The organism is Pseudomonas sp. NBRC 111138 (assembly GCF_001320835.1).
In the GTDB taxonomy this organism is placed as follows: domain Bacteria; phylum Pseudomonadota; class Gammaproteobacteria; order Pseudomonadales; family Pseudomonadaceae; genus Aquipseudomonas; species Aquipseudomonas paracarnis.
This window is the reverse complement of record NZ_BCBO01000115.1, coordinates 43,530-63,135: the sequence shown is the minus strand read 5'-3', so window position 1 is coordinate 63,135 and position 19,606 is coordinate 43,530. Positions and strand designations below refer to the sequence as shown.

At 56.2% G+C, this 19,606-nt stretch carries 17 protein-coding genes; 9 read left to right on the top strand and 8 right to left on the bottom strand.

Going from position 1 to position 19,606, the window contains the following annotated elements:
* Position 1: 1 nt before the first annotated feature.
* Complete coding sequence (locus APH41_RS21135; RefSeq protein WP_054921256.1) at positions 2 to 754, top strand: OmpA family protein; 753 nt, start codon at positions 2 to 4, stop codon at positions 752 to 754.
* A 7-nt stretch (positions 755 to 761) separates the two neighbouring features.
* Here the strand turns inward: APH41_RS21135 and APH41_RS21130 are convergent, their stop codons facing one another.
* The 8 genes from APH41_RS21130 to tssJ all read right to left on the bottom strand — a co-directional run bounded on the left by APH41_RS21130 (position 762) and on the right by tssJ (position 9,810).
* The gene (locus tag APH41_RS21130; RefSeq protein WP_371262634.1) at positions 762 to 1,232 is read right to left on the bottom strand and encodes a hypothetical protein; all 471 of its coding nucleotides are present in this window, start codon (positions 1,230 to 1,232) and stop codon (positions 762 to 764) included.
* Positions 1,233 to 1,732: 500 nt separating this feature from the next.
* Complete coding sequence (locus APH41_RS21120; RefSeq protein ID WP_054921249.1) at positions 1,733 to 1,927, bottom strand: hypothetical protein; 195 nt, start codon at positions 1,925 to 1,927, stop codon at positions 1,733 to 1,735.
* Between the two features lie 45 nt (positions 1,928 to 1,972).
* On the bottom strand, positions 1,973 to 3,151 hold the full coding sequence (locus tag APH41_RS21115) for a hypothetical protein (RefSeq protein ID WP_054921246.1): 1,179 nt from the start codon (positions 3,149 to 3,151) through the stop codon (positions 1,973 to 1,975).
* A gap of 2 nt (positions 3,152 to 3,153) precedes the next feature.
* Positions 3,154 to 4,344 carry a DUF2515 family protein gene (locus APH41_RS21110; protein WP_054921244.1) on the bottom strand — a complete coding sequence of 397 codons (1,191 nt, stop codon included), beginning with the start codon at positions 4,342 to 4,344 and terminating at the stop codon, positions 3,154 to 3,156.
* Between the two features lie 22 nt (positions 4,345 to 4,366).
* Positions 4,367 to 7,051 carry a type VI secretion system Vgr family protein gene (locus APH41_RS21105; RefSeq protein ID WP_054921241.1) on the bottom strand — a complete coding sequence of 895 codons (2,685 nt, stop codon included), beginning with the start codon at positions 7,049 to 7,051 and terminating at the stop codon, positions 4,367 to 4,369.
* A gap of 11 nt (positions 7,052 to 7,062) precedes the next feature.
* Entirely contained in the window at positions 7,063 to 7,836 is a 774-nt protein-coding gene (icmH, locus tag APH41_RS21100) for a type IVB secretion system protein IcmH/DotU (RefSeq protein ID WP_054921239.1), read from the bottom strand.
* Positions 7,833 to 9,179 (bottom strand): type VI secretion system baseplate subunit TssK, encoded by a 1,347-nt coding sequence (tssK, locus tag APH41_RS21095; protein ID WP_054921237.1) that lies wholly within the window; start codon positions 9,177 to 9,179, stop codon positions 7,833 to 7,835. Before tssK ends, icmH begins: the two co-directional genes overlap by 4 nt.
* Before the next feature lie 43 nt (positions 9,180 to 9,222).
* On the bottom strand, positions 9,223 to 9,810 hold the full coding sequence (gene tssJ, locus APH41_RS21090; RefSeq protein WP_082430484.1) for a type VI secretion system lipoprotein TssJ: 588 nt from the start codon (positions 9,808 to 9,810) through the stop codon (positions 9,223 to 9,225).
* 460 nt (positions 9,811 to 10,270) lie between these two features.
* Between tssJ and APH41_RS21085 the strand changes: the two genes are divergently transcribed.
* From APH41_RS21085 to tssH, 8 genes are all read left to right on the top strand, one after another.
* Entirely contained in the window at positions 10,271 to 10,819 is a 549-nt protein-coding gene (locus APH41_RS21085) for a hypothetical protein (protein WP_139271541.1), read from the top strand.
* Between the two features lie 43 nt (positions 10,820 to 10,862).
* Positions 10,863 to 11,366 (top strand): type VI secretion system contractile sheath small subunit, encoded by a 504-nt coding sequence (gene tssB, locus APH41_RS21080; protein WP_054921230.1) that lies wholly within the window; start codon positions 10,863 to 10,865, stop codon positions 11,364 to 11,366.
* Positions 11,363 to 12,853, top strand: coding sequence for a type VI secretion system contractile sheath large subunit (gene tssC, locus APH41_RS21075; protein WP_054921228.1), 1,491 nt, complete (start codon positions 11,363 to 11,365; stop codon positions 12,851 to 12,853). The genes tssB and tssC overlap by 4 nt, the downstream gene beginning before the upstream one ends.
* 42 nt (positions 12,854 to 12,895) lie before the next feature.
* Complete coding sequence (locus tag APH41_RS21070; protein ID WP_054921225.1) at positions 12,896 to 13,399, top strand: type VI secretion system tube protein Hcp; 504 nt, start codon at positions 12,896 to 12,898, stop codon at positions 13,397 to 13,399.
* 109 nt (positions 13,400 to 13,508) lie between these two features.
* Complete coding sequence (gene tssE, locus APH41_RS21065; RefSeq protein WP_054921223.1) at positions 13,509 to 13,997, top strand: type VI secretion system baseplate subunit TssE; 489 nt, start codon at positions 13,509 to 13,511, stop codon at positions 13,995 to 13,997.
* Positions 13,998 to 14,003: 6 nt separating this feature from the next.
* Positions 14,004 to 15,830 (top strand): type VI secretion system baseplate subunit TssF, encoded by a 1,827-nt coding sequence (tssF, locus tag APH41_RS21060; protein WP_054921285.1) that lies wholly within the window; start codon positions 14,004 to 14,006, stop codon positions 15,828 to 15,830.
* Positions 15,794 to 16,876 (top strand): type VI secretion system baseplate subunit TssG, encoded by a 1,083-nt coding sequence (gene tssG / locus APH41_RS21055; protein WP_054921222.1) that lies wholly within the window; start codon positions 15,794 to 15,796, stop codon positions 16,874 to 16,876. The genes tssF and tssG overlap by 37 nt, the downstream gene beginning before the upstream one ends.
* A 51-nt stretch (positions 16,877 to 16,927) precedes the next feature.
* On the top strand, positions 16,928 to 19,588 hold the full coding sequence (tssH, locus tag APH41_RS21050) for a type VI secretion system ATPase TssH (RefSeq protein ID WP_054921220.1): 2,661 nt from the start codon (positions 16,928 to 16,930) through the stop codon (positions 19,586 to 19,588).
* The last annotated feature ends 18 nt before the right edge of the window (positions 19,589 to 19,606 follow it).

Here is a 19,606-nt window from a genome sequence, read left to right as displayed (position 1 = left end):
CATGCGTATTGCCTTAGGTTTTTTACTCTCGTGGGTGTGCCTGGCCGAGGTCGCACAAGCTGCCCAGGACAAGGTAGTGGTCAGTGGCACCGTCCCCTCCGAGGCGACAAGGGCGCAGGTGCTATCGCGTTTGCGTGACCTCTACGGTGCCGAGCGTGTGACCGACCAAATTGAGGTGGGTAATGTCGTAGCACCTGCCAACTGGGATCAGTATGTCTTGAAGATGCTTAACCCAAATCTCCGGAATATTTCTGCCGGAAAGGTCCAGGTGGAAGGCAATCAGATCCGTATCAGCGGTAATGTGAAGAACGAGGCTTTGCGCCAGGAGGTCACCAGTACATTGGCCAGTTCCTTCAACCAAACCTATCAGGTGCATAACACTCTGCAGGTCAGTTCAGGGCAGCAGGCGCTGGATGAAACGCTGGGCCAGCGTACCATTGAGTTTGAAAGCGGGAGCGCGATTCTCACAGCCAAAGGCCGCATCGTGCTGGATGAGATGGCAAAAGTGATACGCGAGTTGAACAATGCTCGGATTGCGATCATTGGCCACACGGACAACGTTGGGTTGCGTGAAAGCAATATCGAGCTCAGCTTGGCGCGTGCGGCCGCGGTGCGTCAGTACCTGATCGGTAAGCAGATCGAATCCAGCAGTATGTCGGTGACAGGCAGCGGCCCGGATGCACCGATCGCCGACAACAGCACGGTTGAGGGGCGCAGTAAAAACCGGCGAATCGACTTCAAGATATTGAATTGATCAACACTTAACGGTGAGCGTTATCCGTTTGGTGCGCCAAATAGTAATGCAGGGCGAGGAATCGCTTGCGTGTTTCATACTCAAATACGCGGATAGCCAGTCCGTTCGCTAGTCTGGCAAGCGAAGCTGGCCGGAGCTGCAACTTGAACACATAAGTCAACTCCGAAGTGCCGTCGCCCAAGTCGCGGTGGCGCATTGTCGCAGCCCACCACGCGAATGGACCGCTGGGCTCCACCAGCACGGCTGACGCCAGCTCCGAGGTGCGGTAATTTACGAATCGCGTGCGCATGGATAGACACCGTTTCAAGCCCCGTCCTTGGTTGTAGCTGATAGCGCCGATGTAGGGATGGCTGCCGCCACCTTCGATCTCGGCGCGAGACAACAAGGTGTCCCATTTCAGGCGTACTTGATGGTTATGAAAAGCCTCAAACGTAGCCTCCCCGGTGGCGGGCATGGTAAGTACGATGCGTCCTCGCATATTCATTTATCCCGAGTCAGGCTGACTTGTCTGTTGGCGTGCGTTGTGGAGGGATCCTGCTTGGATCGACTGAACGCCTCGATACCCAGCCGTCGCCTACGTTTAAGGACCGCTCCGCTGGTCACTCCGGCCAATCGGGCTATCACGCTGTCGGATTGAGTACCCAGCAACGCATCCAAGCCTTCCAAGCGCGATGGCTGTCGACTGCGTTGGGATTTGATTCCAAGTTTAGTGCGCCGAAACGTTACAGCCGACTTCGTGACGCCAGCGATATGAGCCACGAGCTGGTCGGACAACACGCCTAACAAGCAATCGTATTTGGTGATACGACTCGGCGTTCTACTGTTATACGAGGCGATACCCAAGTTGCGCCGGCGCTTGTTGACTGCCCTCTGAGTAACCTGTGCCAGCTTGGCGATTCTCGCGTCTGGTTGGGTTCCCAAAAGCGTGTCGAATTTGTACAGTTCGCTCCTGTTTTTCATCGGCATTCACCATCACATTCACTGGTGGATGGCGGCTTGTAGCCAGGGCCATTTACAGAATAACGGTGGGTAGGCGGGCGGCAGGCAATCCTCCAGGACTTTTGCCAGAATCACCAACAACAGCAGTGCGATACCCGAAACTGTCAGGTAGTGGAGCGGGAGCAGGCGTTCGTTGGAGGGCTTTTTGCGGTTGAAGTGGATGGGAGTGTTCATTTGCAAATCTCTTATTGTCTAGTGACTGCTTCATGCGTTGGGCGCCTACAATTTCGGCGCGGATTGATCCGGGCTCCATTGCCAGAAGGTGGTGCCGTAGTTGCTGTCCTCGATTGCCGGAAAGGGGGCACCTTGCTGGATGTAGCGTCTAGAGTTAGTTTTGGCTGGCGTGAACCACCAACCGGATGTCGGGCAGAGTTCGCCGGCGGCTTTGCGTAAGGCGGGCTCTGGAGGGGCAGGCTGTGCTTTTTCTAACGTGGCGGCTTTTGCCACGCTGTCCATGCTCGGCACAGGGACGCCGCTGACCATGGTGGGGTCTTGATAGCTTTCAAGAATGGGCAAACCAATGGCTCGGGCCTGCTCTTCAAGTTCAAAGCGATATAGCAAGGCGCCCATCAGCGAATCCGCATATTCGGCTCGGGTAGCTTCGTTGGGATGGCTGGCGCCGCTGAGGCTGGCGGAGGTTCGTATTATGATATCCAAGCTGTCAAGTATGGTAGATCCTGTTGTTCGGCTGCCGGGGGTATAACTGAATTCCAACAGCATATTGTCCGCGTACCACAGCCAGATAAAACCCTCCTTAAGATTTTGCCAGTCCTCCCATGTAAGTCGGTAGTCAGCGTCCGCTAGAAAAGGGGAGATAAGCTTCATGTTGTTAATGCTGGCTTGCCGTAAATAACCATCTTTGAAACTAAAGCTTGCCTGACCTATTAAACGTGGATCGCTCTGCAAAATAAATCGCTTCCAACCCGCTGCCTGAATACTGGCTTGAAGGTTTGATACCAGTCCATAGACTCTCCGATCATAGGCTTCAATCTCGGGATCTAAAGGGCTTCTGAAGATCAGGGTGCTGGGCAACTTAATTTGCATGTTGACTTCGTCGATACCGTAATTGTCGCGGGCATTGTCATAAAAAAGCACTGAGGAAGCGGGAGGGAAGAGTAGACCAAATTGGGGATGGCTCAGACGGAATTGAGCATTTCTAACGGTGTAAAAAAGTACGCTACTAACGCCAGAGCTTTTGATAGAGAAGCTGGAGCGTTGAATGACCGTGTCGCCTTTCTCGCCCAAAGTGAACTCAAGTGCGTGAGCGTTCATTAATGGACTCCGATTCATGGTTGGGGAGTAATTTGAAGGTACATAGCCGATAAAAATTCGAACCAATATCAACAGTGTGAGCAGCAAGCCTCCCCCGAGTAACCAAAAGCCAGTGCGGCGACGCATGGTCAGGCCTCCTTCCAGGCTGAAATTACCTGCATTTGCTGAATCATGTATGGACGAAACTGACCTTCAAAATCACGGCCTTGCGTCATTAACTTATGGTATTGAGCTAGGATCTCTTTTACATACGTCATCCGGTCCTCCGGTTTGTAAAGCTTGCCGTGCTCCAGTTCCATGGTGACAGTGACGTCTTTTTCGGTAAGACCGGAGGGCTCCAGTTCTCGCACTTCAATTTCGCGGGTAATCAAGGGGGCAGCGTTAAATACCAACGAAGGATCCTTGGCTCCGAGCAAGTTCCATAAACGCCTTCCTAAATCGTTGTTGTTGATGGCAAATTTGAATTCAGGATGGTCGTAAACCATCACTTGTAAGTGGTGGTTTTGCTCATGCTGCAGAAAGAATTCGGCGCTTTTGAAAGCTACCCGCTCTTTAAGTTTTTGTAGGTAAGAGCTTTTTGAGTCTGCATATTTTTCTATTTGACGAAACCCATTTTTCAAATCCTCAGTCGCTTTGCACTGCTTCATCTCCACCAACGCACCTTTGCCGTCAGTCAGATTCATCTCCCAGTTAAGCTTCCTTATATCGAATACACGCATATTTTTTTCGAGGTTCGTGCGCAAGGGCGTGTTCTCTCCTACGGCCCAGGGCATTGATCGCATCTTCTTGGTGATCATCGGGTCATAAGTGGTAATATTTCGACAATCTACATCGCGGAAAAATACTTCGTGTCCAAATTTTCGCCAATAAAGCATCCACGGCGTGATTTCGAGAAATAGCCAAAAATTGCCCTTTAGCAAGTAGTAATAAGTGATACGAGACATGAGTCGGGCTTGTGGGACAATCGAATCGAATTTACTTTCGGAATACTCAATTCCATCCACCACTTGTTTGGCGGCAAATGCTGCTAGCCCAGCCCAGTAAAAACGACCTTGGTGTTCCGTGCCTTCATCATCCAGAAACAGCTGCGCATAGTTGCCAGCGGTTCGTTTAGCACGCCTTAAGACTTTGGGAATAAGGACATTGTTTTCCGCGAGTAATTTGATGCTGTCCGCTTGGACGCTGGACCATAAATCGCAGCAGGTTACTACGGCATCCTCGGTTGCACCGGGCTCCGCGCGGGTATGCGCCTGTTTCAGGGGGCGACCTTTGACGTAGCTAACGCCTTCTTGCGTGTCGACAATCCGGGATGCGGTCATCGCCTATCTCCGTGCTTATTGCTCAAAAGGAATCGTCTTCGACCTTGATTTGCGGGTAGCTCAGATGCACCTGGGCGGGCTCTGGTTGCGCGGAAAAGTGTCGACGGGTTTGAGCCGTGGCATCGCTGATCGCTCGACTGCGAAGGTCGCCCGCGCGGATATCAAGGATTTGATCGATTTCGGGTAAGGGAGCGCCGGCAGTATCTTTCAGAATGAAGGCAAGTTCGGTGGCGCCTTGGCTCTGTGACATGACGTCGAGGTTGAGGGTGTGTTTGGCGCCGCCCAGCAACGGATGCTCGCTACCCTTGACACTGAACTGTCCCGGACAGGCAAAGGTAATATCGCCACCTTGCAACGTAATACTCGCCGATCCGGCTTGCAGGACAATTCGGGTCTTGGCGATCAGGTCGATCCTGCCTGCGCTGGCGGTGAAGGTTGCCGCTTGATCGGCCAACACCTCCATCCGGTCAGTGTGCGCCTGCAGGCTGATCGCAGCTGTTTGCGCCACGATCTTAGCGCCACCTTTAGCGGTGTACCACTGCAGGTTGCCACCACTGACGCCGGCGACGGAGTGAGCGGCGCTCAGGTGCAGCTCCTGTTGGCTGGTCACCTGTATCTGTTGCCCTGCGTACACGGCGCTACTGGCGGGTGTGGCGCTCGTCAAATGATCCGGGGTTTCGAGCACCATATGCGGCGAGCTGAAGCGCTCCACGGCTTGTTCGTTGTCGCGCTGAGTGGTGCTTTGGCCATTGACCTGGGCGGGATGCTGCGCGCCTTTGCGCGGGTTCAACTCATCGGCTAAGGCTTGTTGCCCGGCGTGAGTTGCCATGATGCCTGCCTGAGCTTGCTGCGCGGCCTGGCTCAACCGTTCGGCGGTGTTCACGGCGCCGTAGAGTTGGTCGAGCGCATCGCTCATCTGCATCTGAGTGGCCTTCGCGCCAGTCTGAAGGCTGGCGGACAGGAGCAGGCCTTCAGCCGCTCGAACCTGCCCCCATCCTTGGGTGGTCTGATGGAAGCCCAGCCCCTGATAAATACTGCGCTTGCTGCCTTCACTGGCAATGGCGTACCCCAGGGTGAGCGAGCTGCGTGCGGTTTCATTCCCTAGCTGCTGACGCAGTTGGCCTTGGGCGTCATCCAGTTGCCAATGGCTGGCGGGCTGGCCATCAAGGGCGACGGTCTGTACTCCACTGATGGTGCCGGGGTGGTTGGCGGCTGCGTCGATTCCGGCGCTGAAGGGGGCCGTGGCGTCGCCGTTGTACACCTGTGCAATGACCACCGGTTGGTCAATATCGGCATGCGCATAGCTGATCAGCACTTCACTGCCGATACGCGGTGTGAAGTGCTGACCAAAGTTCGCCCCGGCCAAGGCTTCGGCGACACGAACCCAAGTACCCGATGTTTCATTACCGGGCGCATGTGCGTTGTCTTGCAGGCCGCCTGGTAGGGGGCTTTCACCGCGTTGCCAAAAAAACTGTACCCGCACCTGGTGATCACGGTTGCTGGTGAGGGTGTGTTTTGGTACGCCGACGACGGTGGCTGTTTGTACACCGGGGGCCTGGGGACGCGGGAGTCGGTCTGGCACGATCGGGACAGTGGGTGCAGCCGCGAGGAAGTGGTTGTTGTAGAGACCTTGTTCCAGTTCCGGTTGCCCCGCTCGGTGCGCAAGCGGCAGGCCGAGGTTATTGGTTGCGACGTGTCGGATCTGCCGGCAAACCAAGGGCAGGGCACCCAACTGCGGATGATGGTCCAAGGTGTAGCGAACACCCAGTTGCAGCGGCCGTGTTGCGCTGTCTCCTTCGTAGCCGTGGCAGCTTAGACGGCGCGCACTTAACAGATGGGTAGCGGCCAGGTGTGCCTCGTTCTGCGCATGAAAAATGGCGCAGGCAATTGCCTCATACACCTCCAGTTCAGGCACCACGGGCCCTTCGCTGATGGCGTCGTCCGCGGACCCGCTCAACCCCAGCAGTTGTTCCGGGTTCCAGGCGCAGGTGGTCGCGGTATCACTGGAGATCTGACGCTGCTCGCTCAGCCGACGAATACCGTCATCCGCTTGCGGCGTGTCTTCGCGGGAAAAGCTCAAGGTTCCCCCGTCCGGCCATGGGTAGTCGCGGTCGATAATCACCAGCCTGGCGCTCTTCTTCGCGTTGGCTGCGTGTTCAAAGTAGAAACTCAAACCTTCTTCGGACAATAGCCGGCAGACAAACTCATAGTCCGTCTCACGGTATTGCGTGCATAACGCACGTCTTGGCAGCAGTTGCGTCACGCGCGCCTCCCACTGCGCTTGTGGGTAGTCGGCAAAAATGCGCGTCACGATCTCCAGGGCATCCAGGTCCTGGAAGATCCGTGTGTTGCGGCGCGGCTTGAGTAGGCTCAGCCAAGTCCCGATGTGCAGTCGATAGTGTGCGATACCACCGTCGCTGTCGTGTTGTTCTGCACTGATCACGGTGCCTTGCCAACTGCGCGGCTGACCATCGAGCTGCGCGAGTTGCAGACACAATACCGTGCCCGGTAACCGCGCTAGGTCCAGCACGGCGCAGGGGCTGATACAGTCGAGGGTGAAGGCAAGTTCTTCGTTTATGGCTTCGAGGCCTTCCCAGCGCTCCACCACCAAGGCATCGGGCAGAACCGTTTGCACCTGCAGAAGCCGGTTATGCTGCGAGAGCAATGAAGACCAGTCGGTGGCATCCATGTCAGCCGGTGAGCGCATGTGTAGCTCCTTCAGGGTAGGGTGATGGTCAGGCTGGCCGTGCGTGTGGGGAGCTGGATCACGTTGTCGAGCAAGGCCATGTGTTGCTGCGTTTCGGTTGAAAGCGTCATGCTGAAGGCGGTAAAGCTGATTGCCCCAACAGCCCCCAATACTAAGGCGGGTGTCCACAACGGAACCTGTCGACGCAGGAGGTGCACGACACGATCAGGCGAGGCCCAGCGGGGAGCGAAGGCGGTACGTTTGCCTTTGAGAAACGCCAATTCGTCACCCAACCGTGCCGTTAGATAGCTCAGCTGTTCCGATCCTTCCAGGCGATATTTGCCTTGGAAGCCCAGCAGCAGGCACAAGTGATAGACCTCCAGTGACTGCAAGCGAACCGCACCCTTACTGCGCAGGTCCTCCAGGTAGTTGAAGAATTTGTCTCCCGCTAACTGGTCACCGAACATCGAAAGCTGCATCGGGTTGAGCTCCCACTGGTCACGGAACGGGCAGTCGGAAGCGGAGAGAATCAGCTCGTCAATCGTTGCGCAGAACGCGTATTTGGCCGCGTGGATGTCTTCGTTTGCGATACTTGCTGCCGTCGCAGCACTCTCCATTCGGGTAAAGAAGTGCTTGATTGCTGCGCTGAACGCTTGCTGGTGTTCAGGCACTTGACGGCGTTGAATCAACAGCAGCAGATAGAAGCCGTCGGACATCAGGTCGATCAGGCGCTGGGGCGAGTTGCTTGCGTAGCTACTAGAGGGTTCTGTCGGGGCAAGCATGTGAGGTGCGTTGGTATAGGTCATGGCAGCAGGGCTAGCAGTTCAAGTTTCAATTCGCTGAGGCCGTTGGGGATGTACACCGTGACGGTCTGGCTTTTCAGCATGTGTTCGTACAGAGCCCCACGGGGCTCAAGGGCGAAATACAGCATGCCCGGCCGCACAGGGATCGCCGACGGAGGCACGGGGGTGTAGGTCAAGGTCACACCGGGCATGGAGGAGGTGACGAGCTTTTCAACCGTATCCGGCGAGCCAATTTTTACCGTGCGCGGCACGATTTCAGCGAGTTCTACGCCAGCCTTTTCAGCGCTGACGCCTAGGTAGAGAGTGCTGTTGCCGTCAATTCGCTCGTTGTCCAGGCGGCCTTGGTGATACGCCGGTTTCACTTGGGTGAGCGCAATGCTGAAGTAACGCGCGGAAATCACGGTGTCCACCAAGCTGTGAATCACGGCGAACAGGGTGTTGAAGCCGGGTGCCGGGTGACTATGGTCGTAAGGCGGTAAATCAGCCAGGCGATAGGTTTTAGAAAATGTCAGCAGGGCGCCGGCCAGGCGCAGCAGTTCCTGATGCACGCGTTCGGGATGCAGGCCAGGGTGCTTGAACAGGTGAGAAAGGCTGGCGCATGCCGTATTGCTGGTGTGCAGCAACCAGAATGAGGCGATATCTCCCGCGCGAAATTCAACGATATTCTGCGAGGGCTCGCGGTGGGTTTCCTGCATGACCTGGGCCTTGGCATCAAGGGCTTCAAGCAACTGTCGTAACTTGATCTGCAAGCCGGGCATGGCGGCCAAATTGACGGAGGGGGGCATGTACTGGTCGTCCACCTCAAACCCGCCATTACTGCTGCGTTTCACGCGGACCATAGGAATAACTTCAAACGCGTCCTGTGCCTGGTCTTCCGTCAGCAAGCGAACGGCGGGAGCAAGGAAAGCGATTTCGCTTTCTTCCGAATCAGTGAACAGATCCGGAGTCTGCTCGTTGTTCTGGGCATAACGACCAGCGCTTGTGGCCAGGTCGCTGACGGCAAGGTTGCGTCCGTAGGGGTTCAGGCGGGGCAAGGCCAGGTAAACGATGATCTCAGACACTCCCAGGGGTAAGTCCTGAAGCGTGAGCGCCGTTGGCAGTGTGGCGCCTTCCGGCGCGCAATACAGTTCGCCCCCTGGGAACACGGCGGACACTTCCAGCACGCGCAAAGTGCCTTGCGCCAGGCTCCCCTTGTCGAGTGTCAGCTGTTGAATCCCCCAGGCATAAGGCTGCAACAACTGACTCATCTGGCTCAACCTTGCCTCGTGATAGCGATCTTGTTGCTGAAAGAGCTGCGGGCGCAGGAATAGTCCTTCGCCCCACAGGATTTTGGCGTTATGACTCAATGGAGGAGCTCCTTGCAGGGCGCTGCGGATGGGGGTCTCACGCTCATTGGTGACTCGGGCATCTGACGGTGGCCAGGGTTTCGGTGGCGCCCGTGGTGTTGATCAGCGCTCCTTGCGTGGAGGTCAGCGCGCAGGCATGAACGCCCACGGTGATGCCGGTGGGTGCCGAAGCGTTGGCGTCGTACGCAAAGCGCCAACGCCGCTCGGCGGGCTCGCGGAAAAACGCCACGATGCCGATGTAGGCGGCACCGTTTTCCAACTTCTCGTTGAGTTCGTAATGCTGCTCGGGCTGTAACAACATTTCTCGCGAGTTGACGAGGTCTGAACCCAGGGCTCTGAGCTCCTGAGTGTCGTCCAGGAAGCTGTCGAAGGGCGTCTGTTCAAAGCGCTCTGTGGCACGCAAGTGATAGATCTTGATGACTTGGGCCAGCGGTTTTTTATGAGTGCCTTGATTGAGATTAGCGGCCGCATGAATGCGCAGAGGGACCAAGGGCGTCTGCTCTACTTGTTGTTCGTTACTTGAGCATCCCGTTAATAGAAGGGCCCCTATTAGGCATAGGATGTCGGCGATCCTCCTAACTTTTGTGCGAGAGACGCTGAAGCGGATTTTACATTTTCTTAGAGTTTGCATTAGTTAAGTGGCTCTTGAAAATAAGAAAGTTGGGGCGGCGGTACGGTGTAACTAGTTGGTTGGGATGTCGCCGTTCATAAAAGCTTCCCTGTATGCGCACGTAGCAGATGGGTCATTCGCATTGCACAGGAAAATTCCTATTTAAGTCTTGGTTGCAGTCGAGTTAAGCGCAATTTGAGAGTTTTGCCCGTTTTGGTCAAGCATTACGGGTGGTTTTGTCTGTTTTAATTTCTTTCAAGTGGGCGTTTACGATTCATTTTGTAAGATGTTTTTTCTTACTTTGTGGGAAATTTCACTTTATAAAGGTTCCGTAAAAAATCGTACGAATTTGTTTGCAAGCGCTTTTTTGTTGTTATACGGTTTGAGCTCTTACGGGCGCCGGTTAATGATTCGTCCGGCGGCAAGAGAATAAATGAAGTGATAAGCATAGGACTAAGAAGTTCATCCTGGAGGGATAGCTGTGCGTGCGATTCTTATTGTGGCAGTTTTTTTATTGTTGGCAGGCTGTGCAATGCAATCTGCACAAGACTCCGTACCGACATTTGAACACTTGATGTTTAAAGCGGATGAGCGCATTCAAGCGCGAAACTTTGAGGCGGGTAGGAAGTTGCTGTCGGAGGCGGCCGCCATGGAGCCTACGCGCAAAGAGCCTTGGTTGCGCCAGGCTGAGCTGGAGTTTGAGGCTGAAAATTATGGCGCTGCGATTCTGGCCTCACAGGAGGTTCTGCAGCGCGATGCGGCGAACGCACGAGCAGACGCCATCCTGACTGTGTCGGGCTTGCGCGTAGCGGTGCAGTCGTTGGGAAGGCTGCGTGATGAGAAAGACGTAAACGGCCCTGTGCACCAAGAGGCACAAAAGCTCGCGACGAGGTTGCGCGAAACCTTGGGCGCCAAGGCATTGCTGCCCAAAGCCAAGGCTGCGGCACGCAAGTCGGCGGCGGCACCCGCGAAGGCTGCGCCAGCGCCGTCGAACTCCAATCCGTTCTCCAGCCTGCCGGGCATGAATTGAACGTGACTCCTTAAGTAAGTATTTGATTGAGGCAGTGCCTGCTATGGCTAAAAAGGAAAGCGTGCAAAAGCGCCTGCAAAAAGTGCGGGCGCCAAGGATCCAACTGACCTACGACGTTGAGATCGGCGATGCCATCGAGCAAAAGGAGTTGCCCTTTGTGGTCGGTGTGCTCGGGGATTTTTCCGGCAGTCCGGAAACACCTCTGGCCCGTCCCAAGGATCGCAAGTTTGTTTCGCTTGATCGGGATAATTTTGACGAGGTCATGGCGGCGATGGCACCGCGGGCGACCTATCGGGTGGCCAATGCGCTGACGGGGGAAGGTGAGTTTGGTGTGACTTTGAACTTTCAGTCACTGGAAGACTTCGGACCAGAGGCTCTTATTCTCCAGGTGCCCGCCCTGCATAAGTTGCATGAGGCGCGCAGCAAGCTGGCGGATATGCGCAACAAAATCTCGACCAACGAGACCCTTGAGGATGTGCTCGGCGATGTACTGAAAAACACCGAGCAAATGGCCACGATTCGTCGTGAATCCCAGGGGGACGCATGAACAGCGCAAAAGCGTCCAGTGATGTGAGTGCCCCACTGCTGAATGAAGGGGCGAGCCTGCTTGATCAGGTCGTTGAGCAAAGCAAGATCGCCAAGTCCGAATCGGAGCACCTCCGTGCACGTGACCTGATCGCCGAGTTGGTAGCTGAGGTCATGCAGGGGACTGTTGTAGTGTCGGAGAACCTTGCCCGTAGCCTCGATGCCCGTATTGCCGAGCTGGATCGGATGCTCTCGGAACAGCTTTCGCTGGTCATGCATGCCGCAGAATTTCAGAAGCTCGAATCCAGCTGGCGCGGCTTGCACCATTTGGTGACTGAGTCGACTACCGGGGCCATGATCAAAATCAAGGTCTTCAACGCATCGAAAAAAGAGCTGATGCGCGACTTCAAAGCTGCATTGGAGTTCGACCAAAGCTCACTGTTCAAGAAGATCTACGAGGAAGAGTTTGGCACCTTTGGTGGTGCACCGTTTGGTGCATTGATTGGTGACTATGCGATCACCCGTCAGCCAGAAGACCTGTACTTCCTTGAGCAAATGTCCCATGTCGCGGCTGCCGCCCACGCGCCATTCATAACGGCGCCTGCGCCTGAACTGCTTGGCCTGGAGAGCTTTGCCGACCTGGGCCGCCCGCGCGATATGGCCAAGGTGTTTGATACGGTTGAATACGCCAAGTGGAAATCCTTGCGCGACTCTGAAGATGCGCGCTATGTGGGCTTGGCGTTGCCGCGCTTCCTGGGGCGCCTACCGTACAACCCTATTGATGGTATCACCATTGACAGCTTCCCGTTCGTTGAGGATGTAGACGGTCGCGACCACTCCCGATACCTATGGTGTAACGCTGCTTATACCCATGGGGTGCGTCTTACGCAAGCGTTTGAGAACTTCGGATGGTGTGCCGCTATTCGAGGTGTTGAGGGTGGTGGTCTGGTGGAAGGGCTGCCGACTCATACCTTCAACACCGATGATGGTGAAGTGGCGCTCAAGTGCCCGACTGAAGTGGCCATCACTGACCGTCGTGAAAAAGAACTCAGCGATCTGGGCTTTATTTCCCTGGTGCATTGCAAGAACACCGATTACGCGGCTTTTTTTGGCGCGCAGTCATTGCAAAAGCCGCGTAAGTACAACACAGACGCGGCAAACGCCAACGCGCTGCTGTCCTCGCAACTGCAGTACATCTTCGCCGTGTCGCGGATTGCTCACTACCTCAAGTCGATGATGCGCGACAAGATTGGTAGCTTTGCATCGGTGTCCAGCGTTTCAACCTTTCTGAACACCTGGATCAGCCAATACGTGCTGCTCAATGACAACGCGAGCCAAGAGGCCAAAGCCCAATATCCCTTGCGTGAAGCGTCTATTCAGGTCTCCGAAGTGCCCGGTCGTCCTGGCGTATTCCGCGCCGTGGCGTTCCTGCGTCCCCATTACCAACTTGACGAACTGTCGGTGTCTCTGCGCCTGGTCGCTGAGCTGCCCGCGGGCGTTAAGGCATAGAGTGATTGCTACACCAACCCTCCCTAAAAAAGGACGAAGTAAATGAAAGACATCTACCTCAAAATTGGACAGCCGGATGTGAAGGGTGAGTCCCTGGATAAGGACCACGCGGATTGGTTGGAAATCGATTCCTGGGTGCATGAAATCCGCCAGCCAAAATCGTCAACGGCGTCTGCAACCGGTGGCAACACGGCCGAACGTTGCGAACACGATGCAATGGAGTTCACCAAGACGATGGATGTCACCAGTCCGCAGCTGTATGAGGCAGCGTCGAGTGGTACCACCTTCAAAGAAATCACCATTGAGTTCTTTAAGCGCGACGGTGAAGGTCAACGAGTGAAGTACTTGGCGATCGATCTGAAAAACGCCGTGGTAGCCAGCATCGCGCCCAAAGTTGTGGCGGGCCAGGAGCCTATGGAAACCTTCAAGTTGAAGTACGCCGCCGTGCAATGGCGTTACACCCAGAAAGCCAGTGGTGGCGGCCAGCAGGGCAACACTCAAGGCGCTTGGAGTTTGACCAAGAACGACAAGTCGTTCGCGGTCTGATTGATGCGTTAAGTCGGGCCATGACGTGGTCATGGCCTCGAACTATTTTTCTGAACATTTTCTGTATGGCTTTGGGTGAATATTTCCCGAGTCAAAGGAAGACTTCTGCGTGAAAGGATACGAACTTAGCCTGCTGGAAAAGCTCTTCGATGAGGCGCCGCATAGCGTTGCCCAGGGCAAATTTACCCGGCACACGCTGGAGCAGTTCAAGGAGTCCGTTGCGCTGGATGTCGAGGCCTTGCTCAACAGTCGCCTGGTCATTGAGGAGGACGTTTTAAAGGCGTTCCCACATTGCCAGATGTCACTGATGACCTATGGCTTGCGTGATGTCTCAAGCCGCAGTTTGGCCAGTTCCGTGGACCGTGCCTTTATCTGCACGGCGTTGGAAAAAACCATCTCTCTGCATGAGACGCGCTTGAAGGACATTCGGGTATCGCTGGATCAACACCGACGTTCGGCAGGCGGCTTACGCTTCTCGATCAGTGCCATGCTCATTGTTCATCCCGCACGCGAACCAGTCAGCTTCGATGCATTGCTGCAGCCCAGTACGTTGCAGTATCGCGTCAGTAAAACCCGACGCCTGGCGGTGAGTGAATAAATGTCCATGGACGACCTTCTGCCGTTTTACGAGCGCGAACTTGCTTTTTTGCGCAGTTACTCTCGCCAATTTTCTGAGCGCTATCCGAAAATCGCCGGGCGGTTGCTGCTGGCCGGAGATGTCAGTGAAGATCCCCATGTTGAGCGCATGATTCAGTCGTTCGCACTGATGGGCGCACGCATCTCGAAAAAGATCGAGGACGATTACCCAGAATTTACCGAAGCATTGTTGCAAGTGCTGTACCCCCACTACTTACGCCCGTTCCCGGCTTGCTCGATTACCGAGTTCGATCTGGGGAGTGGTGCAGGGACATTGTCCGAATGCGTGACATTGCCGCGCGGCACTGAGCTGCTTTCCCGCCCTGTACGCGGGGTCGAGTGCCGGTTTCGCACGGTCTACAACGTGATTTTGGCCCCCTTGCGGATCGCTTCGGCGCGCTTCAGTCCCTTGGTTCAGGCGCCCCGTGCTGTGCAGTTGCCGCTCCAGGCCAGCGCTCAGCTCTCGATAACCTTCGAACTTCTGTCTTCGCATGCCTGCATCCAAGCACTGGGGCTGGACCATGTTCGTTTGTTTATCGACGGTGAGCCTTCGTTTTGCGCGGTGTTGCGGGATGTGCTGGCGCTGAATGTCGTGAAGGCCTATCTGGAATCGGGTGATAGCGGGCAATGGCAGGCACTCCCCGCGTCACCGATGAAGAGTGTCGGTTTTGCCGAGCACGAGGCGCTGATTGACTGGCCGGCGCGTGCGCATCCGGCCTATCGGTTGCTCACGGAGTTTTTCGCATTTCCAGAGAAATTTGGCTTCTTTGATTGTGATTTGAACGGCGCCCAAGGCCGGCGCTTCACGTTGCATTTATTGCTCGGCGACGTGCTCCCAGGTTCGACCGCTTCGCGCTTGCTGGAGGGGCTGTCGGCAGCCAACATACGCTTGCACTGCACGCCAGTGGTAAACCTGTTTCGACAGCGCGCGCGACCAATATTGGTGTCGCACCAGGCCGTTTCATACAACGTAGTTGGCGATCAGCAAGCGGCCTCTGCGTTTGAGGTGCATGCCATCGAATCGGTGACGCGTGCCACCGAAACAGCGGGTGGTAATTCAGTTAGCGAAATTCGGCCCTTTTATTCCTTGCACCATGGCGAATGTCTGGAGCGCAATGCCCTCTATTGGGTAGCGCACCGTGATGAAGATCTCGCGCGTAAAAGCCCTGGCCATGAACTGCAATTGACCATCGTCGATCCCGACATGGACCCCATCTCACCAGGCAGTTCGTCGTTAAGCCTGGAGCTCACGTGCAGTAACCGTAACCTCCCTGAGCAACTTGCTTACGGCGTGCCGAGTGGCGATCTACGAATGCCCGGTGGATCCCTAGCGCAGCGTATTTCGTTGTTGCGAAAGCCAACAGCGGCGGTGCGTTTTGCTTGTGATCGCGGAGCGCAATGGCGCTTGATTTCCCATCTGTCGCTCAATCACTTGTCGCTGGTTGAGGGCGGAGCCGCCGCCTTGCGCGAGATGCTCAAACTGTACGACTTGCAACGCTCAGCCACGACGGCCCGGCAAATCGAAGGTATTCACGAGTTGAGCCATCGCCCGGCTACCGCCTGGTTGCCAGGCAAATACTTCGCCAGCGTGGCGCGGGGCACTGAAATACGCCTGGTGATTGATGAGGAGAGCTTTGTCGGTATCGGCCTTCATATCTTTGCCCAGGTGGTAGATCACTTCTTTGGGCTTTACGTCCACGCCAATAGCTTCACGCAGTTGGTGCTGATATCCAAACACAGCGGTGAGGAGGTCCTTCGATGCCAACCCCGAAGCGGCGACTCGATACTGGTGTGATTGCGCAGATGGTCGAACACCCTTACCGCTATGAGTTTTTCCAGGCGGTTCGGGTGTTGGAACATCTGTTTATTGGCCAGGGTGAGCGCCCCGGCGAGGTAGTGGGTAAGCGTCTGCAATTTCATAACACCCTGACCTTGGGGTTTCCCGCCAGTGAAATTGAACGGATGGAGATGTTGGCGGATCTCCCCGAGCAGGGGCTGGAACGGGTGGAGCGTTGGCAGGCGTATTTTCAGGGTCATCTGGATTCGGTGTCACTCACGCCGGCGTTCTTTGGCTTGTTGGGCGGGCAGGGGGCTTTACCGTTGTCCTACACCGAACGCCTGGGGGAGCGGGAGGCCGTCCATCGTGATCGGGCAGCGCGAGCGTTTCTGGACATCTTCAGCAATCGCGCCACGGCGTTGTTCTACGGCGCCTGGAAGAAGTATCGGCTCGCCTTGCAATACGAATTGGACCGTCAGGGGCGTTTTTTGCCGCTGACCCAAGCGCTGTCCGGGTTGACTCAACGCTCCCTTTCCAATGATCCGGCGTCGGGCGGTGTCTGCGACCAGGCGTTCGGGTTCTACAGCGGTGCCATAGGTCATCGTCCGTTGTCGGCGGCTTATTTACAGCGCGTGCTCAGCGAATATTTTCAGGTGCCTGTACTAATCGAACAGTTTGTCGGCGGCTGGCATTCGGTGCCGGTGAGTCAGCGTTCCCACCTCGGCGCCCCTGGCTTGACGTTGGGGCGTAATGCGTTGGTCGGTGGCCGGGTCTGGCAGCGTGATTTACGCGTGCGCTTATGGATCGGGCCGCTGCTGCGCGAAACGTTTGATGACTTTTTGCCCGGTGCGAACGGCGCGAAGGCGCTGGCAACATGGCTGACGTTGATGGCGGGCAGCAGCCTGGAGTTTGAGGTTCGCCTGATATTGCAGGCTGACCAGGTGGGTGGGGTAGCCCTGTCGCCATCGGGCAGCAGGCGACTGGGCTGGGATGCTTTTCTGGTTACCGAGCACCAATCCATGAATCGGACCGACGTCCGTTACCGCATCACCACATTGCATTAACCCCTGGATCAACGCTGGCGGTTTGACCACGACTTTTCTCAAGGACGCAGGATGAGCACTTCACTGAAAACACTGATCTCCAAACTGAACTCCACGTGCCGTCAAGCCGCCGAACAGGCCGTCAGCCGTTGCCGGGCGCGTGGGCATTTTGAGGTGGAGGTTGAACACCTGCTGTTGGCCTTGCTGGAGCAGCGCCACAGTGACGTCTCAGTCATCATGAAGCGCAGTGGCTTGAGCCAGGAGACACTGGAATCGGAACTCAGCAAGGAGTTGGACACGTTACGCGACGGCAGTACGCGCACCCCAGTGTTCTCGACACAACTGCCGGTATGGCTGGAGAGTGCATGGCTGATTGCTTCTCTTGAGGCACAGGACGGCGCTATTCGCAGCGGTCATCTGCTGTTGGCATTGCTGACCCAACCGGCCTTGGCGCAAAGGGCGACCCGCAGCTCTACCATTCTGGCGAAGTTGTCGCCAGAGGACCTCAAGGCTCATTTTGACCGCTTCACAGAAGGCTCTCAGGAGTTGGATCACGTCAGCGATGTGGCCTGCATACCCGGTGCCGATGAAGGTGTCACTGTACAGGTAAAAACACCCGCTCTGGATCAGTTCACTACCAGCCTGACGCAGCGCGCCCGTGACGGCCATCTGGATCCGGTGATCGGGCGCGAGATGGAAATTCGCCAGGTGATCGACATCCTCATGCGCCGCCGGCAAAACAACCCGATCCTCACCGGTGAAGCTGGCGTCGGCAAAACGGCGGTTGCCGAAGGATTGGCGCACGCCATCGTCTCCGAGGATGTGCCCAGCGCATTGGTGGGTGTTGAGTTGTTGGCCTTGGACATGGGCTTGTTACAGGCTGGCGCCAGCGTGAAAGGCGAGTTTGAGCTGCGCCTGAAGAACGTGATTGAGGAAGTAAAAAAGCACCCGATCCCCATCATTCTGTTTATCGATGAAGCCCACACGCTGATCGGCGCCGGCGGCACCGCCGGGCAGAACGATGCCGCCAACTTGCTCAAGCCGGCCCTGGCGCGAGGTGAGCTGCGTACCTTGGCGGCTACCACGTGGTCTGAGTACAAAAAATACTTTGAAAAAGACGCCGCTCTGACCCGTCGTTTCCAGATGGTCAAGGTCGATGAGCCGTCCGAGTCGGTAGCAGCGGCTATGTTACGGGCGTTGGTGCCCCTGATGGAGCAACACTTCAACGTCCGCGTGCTGGATGAGGCGGTCACTGAGGCAGTGCGCTTGTCGCACCGCTATATCAGCGCCCGGCAACTGCCGGACAAGGCCGTCAGCGTGTTGGACACGGCCTGTTCACGAGTTGCCTTGAGCCAAGGTGTTCGGCCCGCAATGATTGCTGACCTTCAAAAACAGCTAGAGCAACTGGAGGTCCAGCGGCAGGCATTGAGCCGAGAACTCGCCAGTGGCGGTCAGCACGAAAAACACTTGAACGAACTGCAAGCCCACTCCGCGACACTGACTCAACAGTTAGATGAGGCCACTACGCTGTGGCAGCAAGAGTCAGTGTTGGTCCAACGTATTGCGCAACTGCGTGGCGAGTTGGAGGAGGGAATGCCGTCGGCCAATGCGTTGACGGCAGCGCGTAAAAAAGCTCCCATGCCACCGCAGCGCTTGGAATTAGCCCGAGCGATGGACGCCTTGGCCAAGGTGCAAGGGGAGACCCCCTTACTGCCGTTGCAAGTTGACGCCAATGTCATTGCCCAAGTGGTGTCCGCGTGGACTGGCATACCCTTGGGCAAAATGGTCAAAGATGAAATTCGTACGGTTCGCACCTTGGGTGATGTGCTGCAGGCCCGGGTCATCGGTCAGCCCCATGCCTTGGCCTCTATCGCACAGCGAGTGCGCACTGCCCGCGCTTATCTTGAGGACCCGGACAAGCCCAAGGGCGTATTTCTGTTCGTCGGACCTTCCGGCGTTGGCAAGACGGAAACCGCCCTGGCTCTGGCCGATGCGTTGTACGGCGGTGAGCGCAAGCTGATCACCTTCAACATGAGCGAATACCAGGAAGCCCACAGCGTCTCAGGCCTCAAAGGCTCGCCCCCTGGCTATGTCGGTTACGGCGAAGGCGGGCAATTGACTGAAGCCGTGCGGCGCGCGCCCTACAGCGTGGTGCTGCTGGATGAAGTGGAAAAGGCCCATCCGGATGTGTTGGAGCTGTTCTACCAAGTGTTTGATAAAGGTGTGCTGGACGACGCCGAAGGGCGTGAAATCGACTTTCGTAACACATTGATCATCCTTACCAGCAATACCGCCTCGTCGTTGATCATGCAGGCGTGCCTCAACAAAACGCCCGATGAACTGCCGGGTGTCAAACAGTTGTCGGAGCTGATCCGCCCCACGCTATACAAGACCTTCAAGCCGGCCTTTCTCGGCCGCATGGACGTTGTGCCTTACTACCCGATCAATGATGACTCGCTGGCCGCGATTATCCGTTTGAAGCTGGACCGCGTTGGTCGCCGTGTCGAAGCCAATCACCAGGCCGAGTTTCATTACGACGATGCGCTGGTGGAGTCACTGCTGGTGCGTTGCACTGAAGTCGACATCGGCGCCCGTGCCGTTGACCAGATCATCAATGGCAGCCTGCTGCCTGAAATCGCCGACGCCGTCCTGGCACGAATGGCCGATAGGCAGACCTTGTCGCGAATCAAAGTCGGCGCTAATAAGCGCGGCTTTACCTACCAGATCAAATGAACACCGCCGGGAAGGATG